Consider the following 12,758-nt stretch of genomic DNA (forward strand, 5'->3'; position numbering starts at 1 on the left):
GCCGGCAAAAGGATCACGACGGGTCGCGGCTGCTCCCGGAGGCCTGGATCGGCACGGTGAACACCCCGCCGTCGCAGGCCGGGGCCGCATCCGGCCGCATGACCAGCGCGTCCGCGAGGGTGAACGCGCCGATCGTGTTGCGCGGCACCTCCCAGGAGACCACGAACCGCGCCCGGCTCAGCCGTACGCGCGGGTTCGTGCACCCCGCCTCGCGATGCTCCCGGTCGGCGACGATGGCGCCGGCGCCGGGCGTGACCGAGGTGATCCGGATCGGGAAGTCGTAGTCGTTGGTCACCGTCACCGCGAGCTGGCCGCTCTGTCCCGCGATCAGCGGGTGATTGAGGTCGGAACGGGCCCGTAGCGCGATCTCCACCGGGGTCGTGGCGGCCCACGGCCCGGTCGCCGAGTCGGTGACCCGCCAGTAGATCCAGGCCGCGCCGGCGTTGACCACCACGGCGGCCGCCGCGGCGAGGGAGAGGATCGCTCGGGTCCGGCCGTCCCATCGACGTCGCTGCCGGTCGCCGGGGTGCCGGACCTCCCAGGTCGGCTCCTCGTGATCGGACGGGCGCAACTCGATGTGCCCGTTCCTCTCCCGGCCGGCGGCGCCACGCCGGCGGGTCAGTGCGTCGAGGAGGCGGATCACGAGCGGGCCTCAGGGTCGTGCGTTGGCATGCGGGGCGCGTTCCTCCCTCAAGGACCGACAGAACTGGTTGTTCAACGGTCCCCGGCGAGCAACGGTCATGTGATCGGGATCCCGGTCCGCCGTTGCGCGCGGACATTTCCCGCAGGTGCGGCCGACCGGCTTAACTCCAACGGGGGATGCCCGGAAGCCGCCGGCTCGACGCCGCCGGAGCGGCGACCATCCATCCCCGGTGGTCGCGCACAGAGATCAGGTCTTTCCCTTTTCCCGTACGGCCGATGGACCGTCCTCGCCGGACCGGATCGCCGAAAACCGCAAATGGCACCGGACGGGCTAATCCGAACGCGCCCAAGGAATTGGTCAGCGCCCCGCCCAATTTCCCCGCTCGTCACATTCCGGTCAAGGCAATTCCCCGGAAAGGGGTAAATCAGTCCACGGGCGGGCGCAGTGCCGCGATCGCCTCGATCTCGATCCGGAACGCCGGATGGACGAGCCCGCCGACCTGCACCAGCGAACTGGCCGGCGGTCGCTGCGGGTCGACGAACTCGTCTCGCACCGAACGGAACCCGGCCAGGTCGGCCATGTTGGTGAGGAACACGGTCAGCTTGACCACGTCACTCATCGTGGCCCCGGCCGCGGCCAGCACCACCTCGAGGTTGCGGAAGACCTGACGGGTCTGCGCGGCGCAGTCGTCGTACCCGACCAGGCGGCCCTCGGCGTCCAGCGGGACCTGCCCGGAGATCACCAACATCGGTCCGGCGAAGGACACCGCGTGGCTGTAGCCATTGGTCGGAGGCGTGCCCTCCGGCCGGACGTGGTGCTGCATGCGGCGAGCGTAGTCGGTCGGGCCGGAGCTAGAGCCGGGCGAGGGACTCGGCGACCATGGTGGCCCGGGCGAGCTCACCCGGTGTCCGCCCGGCCCGCGCCGCCACCCGGCCCTCCGGCGTCCAGATGCCCGAGCGCCCGGCCGACTCGGGGTACCCACCGCCGGTCGGCCCGGCGAACGAGGAGACCGCGACCCACACGCCATGCTCGGCGGCCACCCGCCGGGCCCGCTCGGCCACCACCGCGTCGCCCTCCGGCGCGTCGAGCACGCCCGCCACGTACGCGTCGATGCCCAGCGCCGCGGTCTGCGCGACGTGCTCGGCGACGCCGGTGTCCCGGCAGATCGCCAGGCCGAGCCGCCAGCCGTCCACCTCGAGCACCTCGGGCGCCGGCCCGGCCAGGAACCGCTCCTCGCTGGAGTGCGGGTACTGCTTGCGGTAGGCGACTCGTGCGCCGTTGCCGTCGACCGCCAGCATCGCGATGTACGGCCCCTCGACCGGCGCGCCGACCAGCGCCACCGTGTCGGTCGCCGCACATGCCTCGACCAGCGGCGCGAGTCGAGGATCGTCCAGCGCCACGGTCGGCGCGTCCAGTTCGTACCCGGTCAGCGACATCTCGGGGAAGACCACTACCTGGGCGTGGGCCGCGCGGACCGCGGCGGCGTGCCGGGCCGCGTTGGCGGCGACGTCGAGGGGCTCGATGCGGGGCTGGGCTACGGCGATGACCAAGGAGCGCATGGGCCGATCTTCCTTCGGGGATAGGCGGGCTGGCTAGCTGCGAACGGCGTGGACCAGGAACCGGTGCGCGGTCACGGCGAGCGCGCCGTGCAACCGGATGAACGAGTCGACGCGCCCGAGGGCGTCCGCGTACTTCCCGGTGTCGAAGTCGCGAATCTGCCAGGGCAGGTCACGCAGTTGGCGTACCACCTCGCCGACGTTGTGGAAGACCACGTCGGGGTGTTCCTCACGCACGTCCGTGACGTGCAGTCCGGCCTCCTCGAGCGCGGCCACCGCCACCTCGGCGTTCCAGCGGTGGTGGGCCGGGGGAGCGCCGAGGGCCACGTTGAGACCGGCCAGGTCGTCGCTGCCGACCTGCTGGCTGAGCAGGTGACCGCCGGGGCGCAGCAGCCGGGAGATGTCGGTGGCGGGCAGCCGGCCGTGCCGGCTGAGCACCACGTCGAACTCGTCCTCGCCGCCGGGCAGTTCGGTGAGCACCGCGACGCCGAGGGGCGCCAGCCGGTCGCGGGCGACCGGGATGTTGCGGGCCCAGCTCTCCACCGCGACGGTGTGCGGCGGGAGCGGGGCGAGCTCGGCGAGGAGCTCGCCGCCGCCGGTGTCGAGATCGAGCGCGGCGCCGGCCCGGCGCAGCAGGTGGCGGGCGAGGTCCGGGTACGACCAGGACGGCTCCCCGGGGCGGCCGTCCAGCCAGGCGAACTCCCAGCCGGTGGCGCGCTCGCCGAGGGGCGTCGTGGTCTCGTCGACCGGCTCGCCGTACTGCTGCCCGCTGCGCACACGCCGACGTTAGTCAGGCCAGCTGTGCGACCGCCGCCGTTGTGACGCGACTCAAGCTCGAAACATGGTTACGGTATGACAACGGCCAGGTGGGCGAGGATCTTCGGCCAGCCGTCGCCCATTCCCTCGAGCGCCCGCGAGCCCGGCTCGAAACCGTCGTGCACCAGGAAAAGCCGGGTGCCGTCGCCCTCCGGCTCGAGTCGCCAGGTGATGGTCGTGTCCAGCACGCCCTCGGCGAACGTGTAGCGCAGCAGCCGCTCGGGCTCGACCTCGAGTACCTCGCACGGCTGATGGCCCCACTCGGCCATGTCCATGGTGAAGCGGTGCCCGACGATCGGCTTGATGTCGCCCGGCGCCCACCAGGCGGCGAGCTGATCGGGCTCGGTGAGTGCCCGCCAGACCGCGGCCGGCGGCCGGGCGATGAACTGATCGCACTCGATCTTGCTCATGGGTTGTCTCCCTCGACGAAGTCACGCAGGGCGGTCAGGCGCGCGCGCCAGTACCGCTCGAATGGATGCAGCCAGTCCTGGACGTCGGCCAACGGCTCGGCGGCCAGGTGGTAATACCGATGCCGGCCGCGCGGCTCCTCGATGACCAGGCGGGTCTGGCGCAACACGGCCAGGTGCTCCGAGATCGAGGGCCGGCTCAGCGCGAAGCGCGCGGCGAGCTCGCCCGCGGGGAGCGGCCCGCCGCGCAGGGTCTCGAGCAGTTGGCGGCGCACCGGGTTGGCCAGTGCGCCGAAGACGTCCACCTCCGGCATGCCCCCGATAATGCGTCGGAAATCTCCGACACGTCAAGCGGGCACGCTCAGAGAGGCACCGGCATCCAGGCGCGCGCTCGGTGCGCACCGGCATCCACGGGCGCGCTCAGAGGCGCACCGGCATCCATGGGCACGCTCAGAGGCGCACCGGCATCCACGGGCGCGCTCAGAGGCGCACCGGCATCAGTATCGAGAACCGCGACTCGCCGGGAACCCGCACCGCGAGCGGGTGGATCGGCCCGTCCAGCTCCAGCACCAGCTGGCCGGCGCCGCCCGCGTCCAGCGCCTGCAGCAGGAACTCCCGGTTGACCGCGACGTGCTGCTCCGACCACTCGTCCTCGGCGGCGAGCCGCAGGCTCCCCGCGGGATCAAGACCCAGGAGCGTGATTTCGTACGCCTGGCCGTTGTGCTCCCGGGTCGGCGCCGGGGCGGCGGTCACCCGCGCACGCAGGTCGGCGGTGTCGACCGTGACCCGCGCGACCGGCTCGCGCCCGTGGCCGAGGGCCCGCCGGTAGTCGGGGAACTCGACCGGCAACGGCTTACCCTCGAGCACCCGCCCGCCGGCCTCGGCCCGCACCCCGTCGGCGGTCAGGTCGAGCACCACCTGCCCGGCGCGCACCGACCGCAGGTCGTCGACCAGATCCAGCGGCAGGGTCGACCGGGCCGGTGGCCCCTCGACCTCGGCCTCGACCTCGGCCAGCGCCATCCGGTAGCGGTCGGTCGCGACCAGCGAGAGGCCGGCGCCGGTGGTCTCGAACAGCACGCCGGGCAGCAGGCCGGCCGGGTCGGCGGCCGCGAAGCGCACCGCGTCCAGGCTTGCGGCGAGCGCCGCGGCGGGCAGGGTGATCCGGGTCATGAGCTTTTCCTCCAGGTCGAGCAGGGCGTGAATGCGGAGGAGCTCACGCTGGGCATCGGCCAGACCGTCCTCGAGCCGCCGGCGATGCCGGTCGAGCCGGCCGCGGACCGCCGCGGGGTCGCCCATCTCGCGCACCGCCTCGGCGATCTCCGCAACCGGCAGGCCCACCCGGCGCAGCCCGGCGATCAGCCGGGCCGCCCGCACCTGCTCGTCGGAATACCGCCGATAACCGTTCGCCGGGTCCACCTCGGCCGGCACGAGCACCCCCGCGCCGTCGTAGAACCGCAGCGCGCTGACCGCCAGCCCACTGGCCCGGGCCACCTCGCCGATACCGCGCATCGCTCCTCGCACCTCACCGACCCTGCTGTCTCACCCTGGTGGAGAGTCAAGCCCCGCTCTGCGTACCGCGCGGGCCGAGGCGGTCGGGCGGGCAGACTATCCGGCGATCAGGCTCGCCGCCACGCCGACCATGACCAGGGCGATCAGGCCGTCGAGGACGCGCCACGCCGCCGGGCGGGCCAGCAGCGGCGCCAGCCGGTGCGCCCCGGCGCCCAGCGCCGTGAACCAGACCAGGCTCGCCGCCGCCGCGCCGAGGCCGAAGAGCCAGCGGTGCGGGTGCCGCTGGGCCACCGAGCCGAGCAGCAGCACCGTGTCGAGGTAGACATGCGGGTTCAGGTAGGTGAGCGCCAGGCAGGTGAGCACCGTCGCGCCGAGGGTGGCGGGCGCGCGCTCGGCGGGCGTCAGCCGGGTGGGGCGCCATGCGCGACGAGCCGCCATGATCGCGTACGCGATGAGGAAGCCCCCTCCGACCCAGCGGATCACGGTGACCGCGTCCGGGCGGGCCGTCACGACCGCGCCCAGGCCCCCGATGCCGGCCAGGATGAGCACCAGGTCGGAGAGCGCGCAGACCGCCACCACCGCGAGCACGTGTTCGCGCCGCAGGCCCTGGCGCAGGACGAAGGCGTTCTGCGCCCCGATCGCGACGATCAGGACGGCGGAGGCGGCGAAACCGGCGAGCACGGAGGTGAGCACGTCCACGACGCTAAGCGGTGCTCACGGCGTACTCAAACTAAAGATTTTGAACTTGGTTTAGATTCTCTTACGTGGATCAGGTGCAACTGGCGACCTTTCAAGCGGTGATCGGCACCGGCAGCTTCGAGGCGGCCGCCCGGCAGCTGCACGTCACGCCGTCGGCGGTGAGCCAGCGGATCAAGGCGTTGGAGAGCTCGGTCGGTCAGGTGCTGGTGCGCCGGGCCAAGCCGTGCGTGGCGACCCCGGCGGGTGCGGCGCTGGTCCGCTTCGCCGGGCAGGTCGAGCTGCTCGAACGGGAGGCGCTGGCGCAGGCCCGGGACGGTGCCCGGGTGTCGATCGTGGTGAATGCCGATTCGCTGGACACCTGGTTTCTGCCGGCGCTCGCCGCCGTGCCCGGGCCCAGCTACGAGCTGCACACCGACGATCAGGACTACACCGCCGACCTGCTGCGGTCCGGCACCGCGATGGCCGCGGTGACCGCCGAGCACGTGGCGGTGCAGGGGTGCCGGCTCGAACCGCTGGGAGCGATGCGCTACCTGCCGGTCGGGTCGGGCGACCCGGGGCAGCCGATGATCGTCTACAACCGCAAGGACCGGCTGCAGCACCGGTTTCTGGAATCCCTCGGCCGGGAGGCCGACGTGCCGATCCACTACGTGCCGGCGACGGCCGCCTTCGTCGAGGCGATCCGGCTCGGCCTGGGCTGGGGCATGGTTCCCGAGCAGCGCGCGCTGCCCGACATCGCGGCCGGCCGCTATCGTCAGCTTATTTCCGGCAAATACCTCGATGTCCCGCTGTACTGGCAGTACTGGAAGATCGAGTCGGCGGTGCTGAAGGACCTCACGGCGGCGGTCCGCACCGCCGCCGCCGGAGTCCTGCGACGGAACTAGGTTCGGTCCTGCCGATCACGAGGGGCAGGACAGACCCTAGTCGTTGGCGTGCAGGGCCGAGTTCAGCTCGATGCCCGTGCCCGAGCGCGGCCGAGCCTCCAGCGTGCCCGAGACCGAGTTCTGCCAGAACAGCAGGTTGTCCTGCCCGCTGAGCTCGCGCGCCTTGATCACCCGGCCGTCCGGCAGGGTCAGCTTCGATCCGGCCGTGATGTAGACGCCCGCCGCCACCACGCAGTCGTCGCCGAGCGAGATGCCGATGCCGGAGTTGGCTCCGATCAGGCTGCGCTCGCCGACGCTGACCCGGTCCTTCCCGCCGCCGGAGAGCGTGCCCATGATGGACGAACCGCCGCCGATATCCGACCCGTCGCCGACCACGACGCCCTGGGTGATCCGGCCCTCGACCATCGAGACGCCGAGCGTACCGGCGTTGAAGTTGACGAAGCCCTCGTGCATCACCGTGGTGCCGGGGGCCAGATGGGCGCCGAGGCGCACCCGGTCGGCGTCCGCGATCCGCACCCCGGTGGGGGTGACGTAGTCGGTCATCCGCGGGAACTTGTCGAGGCCGTAGACCTGCAGGTGGCGGTCGGCGGCCCGCTCCAGCAGGCGCAGCTCGTCGACCCGGTCCGGCGGGCACGGGCCCGCCGAGGTCCAGGCGACGTTGGCGAGCGCGCCGAAGATGCCGTCGAGGTTGACCGTGTTGGGCCGCACCAGACGGTGCGAGAGCAGGTGGAGGCGCAGGTACGCGTCGTTGGCGTCGGTGATCGGGTCGGCCAGCGAGTCGATCGTGACGGTCACCTCGACCACCGACAGGCCGGGCAGCGCCCGCGGCCCGGTCAGCCCGGCCGGCAGCGCCGGCGGCTCGGCCGGTGCGGCGCCCAGCCCGAGGGAGCCGGTCGGATACCAGGTGTCGAGGACCTGGCCGTCGGCCGTGACCGTGGCGAGGCCGATGCCCCAGGCGGGCGAGATCGAGAGCGCGGTTTCCACGCAGCAGACCCTACTAAACGTGATGGGGATCTTAACTCCGAGGGCGATTCACCCTGGCCCGGTAGGGTGCGCCGTATGGCCAACCCGCTTACCCCGGACGTGCTGGTCGACCCGGTCGCGCTGACCCGCGTCCTGGTCGACGTCGAGTCCGTGTCCCGCAACGAGAAGGTGATCGCCGACTGCGTCGAGGAGGTCCTCCGCTCCGCGTCGCACCTGAGCGTGGACCGTCACGGCAACACCGTGATGGCGCGTACGGATCTGGGACGGGAACAGCGGGTGGTGCTCGCCGGCCACCTCGACACGGTGCCGATCAACAACAACTTCCCGTCGACCGTGGTCGACGATCTGATCTACGGCTGCGGCACCTCCGACATGAAGTCCGGCGTGGCGCTCGCCCTGCACCTGGCGGCGACGCTGCCCGACCCGGGCTACGACGTCACCTACTTCTTCTACGAGGCCGAGGAGATCGAGTCCCGGTACAACGGTCTCGCGCTGGTCGCCGAGGCGCATCCGGAGTGGCTGGCGGCCGACTTCGCGGTGCTGCTCGAGCCGACGTACGGCGTGGTCGAGGCCGGCTGCCAGGGCACGCTGCGGGCCGTGGCGCGCACCCACGGCCGCCGGGCGCACACGGCGCGGGCCTGGCGCGGGGTCAACGCGATCCACGCGGCCGGCGAGGTGCTGCGCCGGCTCGCGGACTATCGGCCGCGGACGGTCACCATCGACGGGTGCACCTACCGGGAGGGCCTGAACGCGGTGCGCATCGCCGGCGGTGTGGCCGGCAACGTGGTGCCGGACGAGTGCACGGTCGAGGTCAACATGCGGTTCGCCCCGGACCGCTCCGAGCAGCAGGCCTTCGAGCACGTGCGGGAGGTCCTCGACGGCTTTGAGCTCGAGCTCACCGACTCGGCGCCGGGCGCACTGCCGGGGCTGACCGCGGCGCCGGCCCGCGAGTTCCTGGCGGCGGTGGGCTCCGAGCCGGCGGCGAAGCTGGGCTGGACGGATGTGGCGCGGTTCGCGGCGCTGGGCATTCCGGCGCTCAACTACGGCCCGGGCGACCCGTTGCTGGCGCACGCGCCGGACGAGCACGTGGAGATCGGCAAGATCCGGGATGGCGCGGCGACACTGCACCGCTGGCTGGCGTCGCCCGGCGCCTTTTAAATCACGTTTACCGGCACGCGGCCGATGGCCCGCAGGGCCTGCGGCGGGATCTCCACAGTCTTCTCCGGGTCGTGCGCCGGCCTGCTCTCGGCGCGGGACAGACGGCGTTCCTCGACGACCAGTTGGATCCGCCGCTGCATGCGGCGCTGTGCCTTCAGTCGCTCAGATCGGTTCGTCACGGTGGCTCCTTACGCCCAGGACCCCGGCCGAAGCCGGGCGCCGTGCCGTCGAGTTCGTAACTGTACAGACGCTTCAGAGCTACCGTCCGTTGCTTCAATCTGGCAAAAAGGTTCGCCGGTCGCAATCCTCTTACCGAAACCCAACCGGTTATTTCACCGGCTACTGACCGTCCGCACTACCTTGGGTGGCATGACGGACAGCGCCAACGGAGGCCGGCGGATCGAGCCGGAGCGTCATCGCGGAGCGGTTACGCTGCGCCGCGAGTCCATTCCGCCGAGTACGGCCGACGAAAAACTGCTCGATTCGCACCATCGACGAGAGTGGAAGACCAAGGACGCCTGGCGCGCGCTGCGCATCCTGTCCGAGTTCGTCGAGGGTTTCGACACGCTGGCCGATCTGCCGCCCGCGGTGAGCGTCTTCGGCTCGGCGCGCAGCAAGCCGGACAGTCCCGAATGCGAGACGGCGGCCGACCTGGGCGCCGCGCTGGCCGAGGCGGGCTACGCGGTGATCACCGGCGGTGGGCCGGGGGTGATGGAGGCGGCCAACCGCGGCGCCACCGAAGCCGGTGGCATGTCCGTCGGGCTCGGCATCGAGCTGCCGTTCGAGCAGGGCCTCAACGACTGGATCGACATCGGCATCGACTTCCGCTACTTCTTCGTCCGCAAGACCATGTTCGTCAAGTACGCGCAGGCTTTTGTCGTGCTGCCCGGCGGGTTCGGCACGCTGGACGAACTGTTCGAGGCGATCACCCTGGTGCAGACGAAGAAGGTGACCCGCTTCCCGGTGATCCTGATGGGCACCGAGTACTGGTCCGGCCTGCTCGACTGGATCAAGCAGACGCTGCTCGCGGACGGCAAGGTCAACGAGAACGACCTGGAACTGATCCAGGTCACCGACGACGTCGACGAGGCGGTACGGATCATCGTGGACGCCGACGCGGCCCTCGCCGCCACCGACGGAAAGCAGTGACGTGGCTGCCATCTGCGTCTTCTGTGCCTCGTCCAGCACCCTCGACCAGAAGTGGCTCGACCTCGCCGCCGACACCGGTGCCGAGATCGCTGCCCGCGGACACACCCTCGTCTCCGGCGGCGGCTGTGTCGGCATGATGGGCGCGGTCGCCGACGGCGCCCGGTCCGGCGGGGCACACACCCTCGGCGTCATCCCGCAGGCGCTGGTGGAGTTGGAGGTCGCCGACCTCAGCGCCGACGAGTTGATCGTCACCGACGACATGGGCACCCGGAAGAACCTGATGATCGAGCGGTCGGACGCGTTCATCACGCTGCCCGGCGGGCTGGGCACAATGGACGAGCTCTTCGAGGTGTGGACCACGGCCACCCTCGACCTGCACGGCCGGCCGATCGTGCTGCTCGACCCGGAGGGCTTCTACGACGGGCTGCTCGCGTGGCTGGAGGAGCTCGCCTCGACCGCCTTCGTCCGCCGGGCGGCGCTCGACCGGCTGCTCGTCACCCGGTCGATCGGGGCTGCCTTCGACGAGCTCGAGAAGCGCCTGAGCTAGGCGTCACGCCGGAGCGGGTGTCACCACACCCACTCCGGCGTGACTTCGGCCCCGGTGAGCCCGCGGGTGGCCGGGGCGCGCCGGCTACACGCTCTCACCGGACGTGCTCGGTGCGCTCGCGCCGGTCACCCGACGGGGTCGCAACTCGCCGGGGCACGTCCTCGCTGGATGGGTTTAGCCTGACGCTTCTCCCCGTCCGGGTGACACGTCAAGACATGTCGATCAGTAATCGTGTGGTTACTTTTCGCAAGCTTGCCGGGCTGGTGCGATGTGGAACACTCCTGACATGCCGCCGCAACGGGCGACCTTGCTACAGGTCGCGCAGCGGGCCGGCGTGTCCCGCAGTACGGCCTCCTTCGTCCTGGCCGGTCGCCATCAGGACATGAGGATCTCCGAAGAAACCCGGCTACGGGTGCTCCGGGCGGCCCAGGAGCTGGACTACCGGCCCAATCTGATGGCCCGCAGCCTGCGGACGAAGGTCACGAAGACGATCGCGCTGATCTCCGACACGATCGCCTCCGACCCGTACGCCGGGCGCGCCATCCACGGGAGCCTCGCGGCCGCCGTCGCGCACGGGCATCTGCTGTTCATCGGGGAGACCGACGGCGACCCGGTGGTCGAGGAGCGGCTGATCGCCGACTTCCTCGACCGGCAGGTCGACGCGTTCGTCTACGCCAGCATGTTCACCCGGTACGTCCGGCTGCCCCGACCGCTGCGCGAACGGCCCGTGGTGCTGCTCAACTGCCTGGTGCGCAGCGCCCGGCCGACCCACCGCTCGATCGTTCCCGACGAGCTGACCGCCGGGCTGACCGCGGCCCGGACGCTGCTCGACGCCGGCCACCGCAAGGGCATCTACCTGGTCGGGAACCCCGGCAACGGAGTCTTCGCGAGCCGGGAACGGCTGACCGGGATCAAGGAGGAGCTGGCCACGGCCGGGGTCCGGCTGGCCGGGATCGTCGACTGCAACTGGTGGCCCGACTCGGCGTACGACGCGGTCTGCCGGGCTCTGCGGGACGGGCTTGATCCCAAGGCGCTGATCTGCCTCAACGACCGGGTGGCGTTCGGCGCGTACCAGGCGCTGCGCGAGGCCGGCCGGTCCATTCCCGACCAGGTGTCGGTGATCTCGTTCGACGACTCCGAGCTCGCCGCCTGGCTGCGGCCGCAGCTGACCAGCATCGCGCTGCCGCATTACGAGCTCGGCCGGCACGCGGTCGAGACGCTGCTCGGCCCGTCCGCCGAGCCCGGGATCACCCGGCTGACGATGCCGATCCGCCGGCGGCACTCGGTGGCGAAACCGGCCGTCGAATAACGTCGTACCCCCGTGGTTTCCTTGATGCCGTGAGCACGCCGGCCCCTTCCGCCTCGGCGCGCCGGCCTGCCTACCGTCTGGTCCGGCGCCCGGCGACCGCGCTGCCCGCTCTGCGGGCCGACGAGCTCCAGCGGTACGTGTCGGAGCACGTCGACGGTCCGCTCCTGGTGGTCGGCGGCCCCGGCACGGGCAAGACGACGATGCTGGTCGAGGCGGTGGCCGCGCGCATCGCCGAGGGTGTCGACCCGGAGCGCATCCTGATCCTTACCTTCGGCCGACGCGGCGCCATGGCGTTGCGCGACCGCATCGAGGCGCGGATCGCGGGCGACCGCGGGCGCATCATGCACGAGCCGCTGGTGCGGACCTTCCATGCCTATTCGTACGCGTTGCTCAGGCGCGCGGCCGCCGAGCGCGGCGAGCCCTCCCCCCGGTTGCTCACCGGTCCCGAGCAGGATCTGATCATTCGTGAGCTGCTGGCAGTGGTCGCCGATCCGGAGGCGCCCGACGCGATCGGCTGGCCGGAAGGGCTGCGGCCGGCGCTGCCGACTCGGGCGTTCGCCCAGCAGCTGCGCGACCTCATGCAACGAGCGGCGGAGCGCGGGATCGGCCCGGTCGAGCTGGCCCGTCTCGGCGAGCGGCTCGGGCGAGACGACTGGCCGGCGGCCGCGCGTTTCCTCCGGGAGTACGTCGCGGTGCTGGCCCTGCGCGACGTGACCACCCGCGGCTCCACGGCGTACGACCCGGCCGAGCTGGTGCGGGCGGCTTCCGGGCTGCTGGCCGACGATCCGGAGCTGCTGGCCGCCGAGCGCCACCGGCTGGCGTATGTCTATGTGGACGAGCTGGCCGATACCGACCCGGCGCAGATCGACCTGTTGGCGCAGGTCGCCGGCGGTGGCAAGCCCCTGGTGGCGTTCGGCGACCCGGATGCGTCGATCTACGGCTTCCGCGGCGCCGACCCGGGCGCCGTGTCGGCGTTCCCGGCGAAGTTCCGGACGGCGTCGGGCGCGCTGGCGGAGGCGATCACGCTCCACACCAACTATCGGGCGGGGGCGTCGCTGCTCACCGCGACCTCTCGGGTGGCCCGGCACATGCGCGGCCCG

General features: G+C 71.8%; 16 protein-coding genes. 6 read left to right on the forward strand and 10 right to left on the reverse strand.

What is annotated here, in order from left to right; all coding sequences use genetic code 11:
* Window positions 1-13: 13 nt before the first annotated feature.
* The 8 genes from ODJ79_RS43525 to ODJ79_RS43560 form a co-directional block, all read right to left on the reverse strand.
* Window positions 14-643, reverse strand: a complete 630-nt coding sequence (locus ODJ79_RS43525; protein WP_263029601.1) for a hypothetical protein — start codon at window positions 641-643, stop codon at window positions 14-16.
* A gap of 424 nt (window positions 644-1,067) precedes the next feature.
* Window positions 1,068-1,466, reverse strand: a complete 399-nt coding sequence (locus tag ODJ79_RS43530) for a RidA family protein (protein WP_263029602.1) — start codon at window positions 1,464-1,466, stop codon at window positions 1,068-1,070.
* 28 nt (window positions 1,467-1,494) lie between these two features.
* On the reverse strand, window positions 1,495-2,202 hold the full coding sequence (locus tag ODJ79_RS43535; protein WP_263029603.1) for a carbon-nitrogen hydrolase family protein: 708 nt from the start codon (window positions 2,200-2,202) through the stop codon (window positions 1,495-1,497).
* A 33-nt stretch (window positions 2,203-2,235) separates the two neighbouring features.
* Window positions 2,236-2,976, reverse strand: a complete 741-nt coding sequence (locus ODJ79_RS43540) for a class I SAM-dependent methyltransferase (protein ID WP_263029604.1) — start codon at window positions 2,974-2,976, stop codon at window positions 2,236-2,238.
* Between the two features lie 68 nt (window positions 2,977-3,044).
* Complete coding sequence (locus ODJ79_RS43545; protein ID WP_263029605.1) at window positions 3,045-3,425, reverse strand: SRPBCC domain-containing protein; 381 nt, start codon at window positions 3,423-3,425, stop codon at window positions 3,045-3,047.
* Complete coding sequence (locus ODJ79_RS43550) at window positions 3,422-3,736, reverse strand: metalloregulator ArsR/SmtB family transcription factor (protein ID WP_263029606.1); 315 nt, start codon at window positions 3,734-3,736, stop codon at window positions 3,422-3,424. The genes ODJ79_RS43545 and ODJ79_RS43550 overlap by 4 nt, the downstream gene beginning before the upstream one ends.
* A 166-nt stretch (window positions 3,737-3,902) precedes the next feature.
* A complete protein-coding gene (locus ODJ79_RS43555; RefSeq protein ID WP_263029607.1) occupies window positions 3,903-4,931 on the reverse strand; it encodes a MerR family transcriptional regulator in 1,029 nt (342 codons plus the stop codon).
* A gap of 96 nt (window positions 4,932-5,027) precedes the next feature.
* Window positions 5,028-5,624 carry a LysE/ArgO family amino acid transporter gene (locus ODJ79_RS43560; protein ID WP_263029608.1) on the reverse strand — a complete coding sequence of 199 codons (597 nt, stop codon included), beginning with the start codon at window positions 5,622-5,624 and terminating at the stop codon, window positions 5,028-5,030.
* A gap of 71 nt (window positions 5,625-5,695) precedes the next feature.
* Between ODJ79_RS43560 and ODJ79_RS43565 the strand changes: the two genes are divergently transcribed.
* On the forward strand, window positions 5,696-6,511 hold the full coding sequence (locus ODJ79_RS43565) for a LysR family transcriptional regulator ArgP (RefSeq protein ID WP_263029609.1): 816 nt from the start codon (window positions 5,696-5,698) through the stop codon (window positions 6,509-6,511).
* Window positions 6,512-6,547: 36 nt separating this feature from the next.
* Here the strand turns inward: ODJ79_RS43565 and dapD are convergent, their stop codons facing one another.
* Window positions 6,548-7,495 (reverse strand): 2,3,4,5-tetrahydropyridine-2,6-dicarboxylate N-succinyltransferase, encoded by a 948-nt coding sequence (gene dapD, locus ODJ79_RS43570; protein ID WP_263029610.1) that lies wholly within the window; start codon window positions 7,493-7,495, stop codon window positions 6,548-6,550.
* Window positions 7,496-7,570: 75 nt separating this feature from the next.
* Here dapD and dapE point away from each other — a divergent pair, with 75 nt between their 5' ends.
* Window positions 7,571-8,653 (forward strand): succinyl-diaminopimelate desuccinylase, encoded by a 1,083-nt coding sequence (dapE, locus tag ODJ79_RS43575; protein WP_263029611.1) that lies wholly within the window; start codon window positions 7,571-7,573, stop codon window positions 8,651-8,653.
* On the opposite strand, the gene ODJ79_RS43580 is transcribed toward dapE, so the two are convergent.
* A complete protein-coding gene (locus ODJ79_RS43580) occupies window positions 8,650-8,832 on the reverse strand; it encodes a hypothetical protein (RefSeq protein WP_263029612.1) in 183 nt (60 codons plus the stop codon). The genes dapE and ODJ79_RS43580 overlap by 4 nt on opposite strands.
* Window positions 8,833-9,022: 190 nt before the next feature.
* Between ODJ79_RS43580 and ODJ79_RS43585 the strand changes: the two genes are divergently transcribed.
* The 4 genes from ODJ79_RS43585 to ODJ79_RS43600 form a co-directional block, all read left to right on the forward strand.
* Window positions 9,023-9,802 (forward strand): TIGR00730 family Rossman fold protein, encoded by a 780-nt coding sequence (locus ODJ79_RS43585; RefSeq protein ID WP_263029613.1) that lies wholly within the window; start codon window positions 9,023-9,025, stop codon window positions 9,800-9,802.
* A 1-nt stretch (window position 9,803) separates the two neighbouring features.
* Window positions 9,804-10,349 carry a TIGR00730 family Rossman fold protein gene (locus tag ODJ79_RS43590; RefSeq protein WP_263029614.1) on the forward strand — a complete coding sequence of 182 codons (546 nt, stop codon included), beginning with the start codon at window positions 9,804-9,806 and terminating at the stop codon, window positions 10,347-10,349.
* Between the two features lie 286 nt (window positions 10,350-10,635).
* Window positions 10,636-11,658: a LacI family DNA-binding transcriptional regulator gene (locus tag ODJ79_RS43595; protein ID WP_263029615.1), complete on the forward strand. Its 1,023-nt coding sequence runs from the start codon at window positions 10,636-10,638 to the stop codon at window positions 11,656-11,658.
* Between the two features lie 29 nt (window positions 11,659-11,687).
* A partial coding sequence (locus ODJ79_RS43600; protein WP_411267435.1) for a UvrD-helicase domain-containing protein occupies window positions 11,688-12,758 on the forward strand: 1,071 nt, incomplete at its 3' end.

Source organism: Actinoplanes sp. KI2 (genome assembly GCF_025630775.1).
Lineage (GTDB): Bacteria > Actinomycetota > Actinomycetes > Mycobacteriales > Micromonosporaceae > Actinoplanes.

Bases quoted from the DNA above. Each gene is read 5' to 3' on its own strand.
- ODJ79_RS43545 (WP_263029605.1), bottom strand. From the start codon at position 3,425: ATGAGCAAGATCGAGTGCGATCAGTTCATCGCCCGGCCGCCGGCCGCG.
- ODJ79_RS43585 (WP_263029613.1), top strand. From the start codon at position 9,023: ATGACGGACAGCGCCAACGGAGGCCGGCGGATCGAGCCGGAGCGTCAT.
- ODJ79_RS43550 (WP_263029606.1), bottom strand. From the start codon at position 3,736: ATGCCGGAGGTGGACGTCTTCGGCGCACTGGCCAACCCGGTGCGCCGC.
- ODJ79_RS43535 (WP_263029603.1), bottom strand. From the start codon at position 2,202: ATGCGCTCCTTGGTCATCGCCGTAGCCCAGCCCCGCATCGAGCCCCTC.
- ODJ79_RS43555 (WP_263029607.1), bottom strand. From the start codon at position 4,931: ATGCGCGGTATCGGCGAGGTGGCCCGGGCCAGTGGGCTGGCGGTCAGC.
- ODJ79_RS43595 (WP_263029615.1), top strand. From the start codon at position 10,636: ATGCCGCCGCAACGGGCGACCTTGCTACAGGTCGCGCAGCGGGCCGGC.
- dapE (WP_263029611.1), top strand. From the start codon at position 7,571: ATGGCCAACCCGCTTACCCCGGACGTGCTGGTCGACCCGGTCGCGCTG.
- ODJ79_RS43530 (WP_263029602.1), bottom strand. From the start codon at position 1,466: ATGCAGCACCACGTCCGGCCGGAGGGCACGCCTCCGACCAATGGCTAC.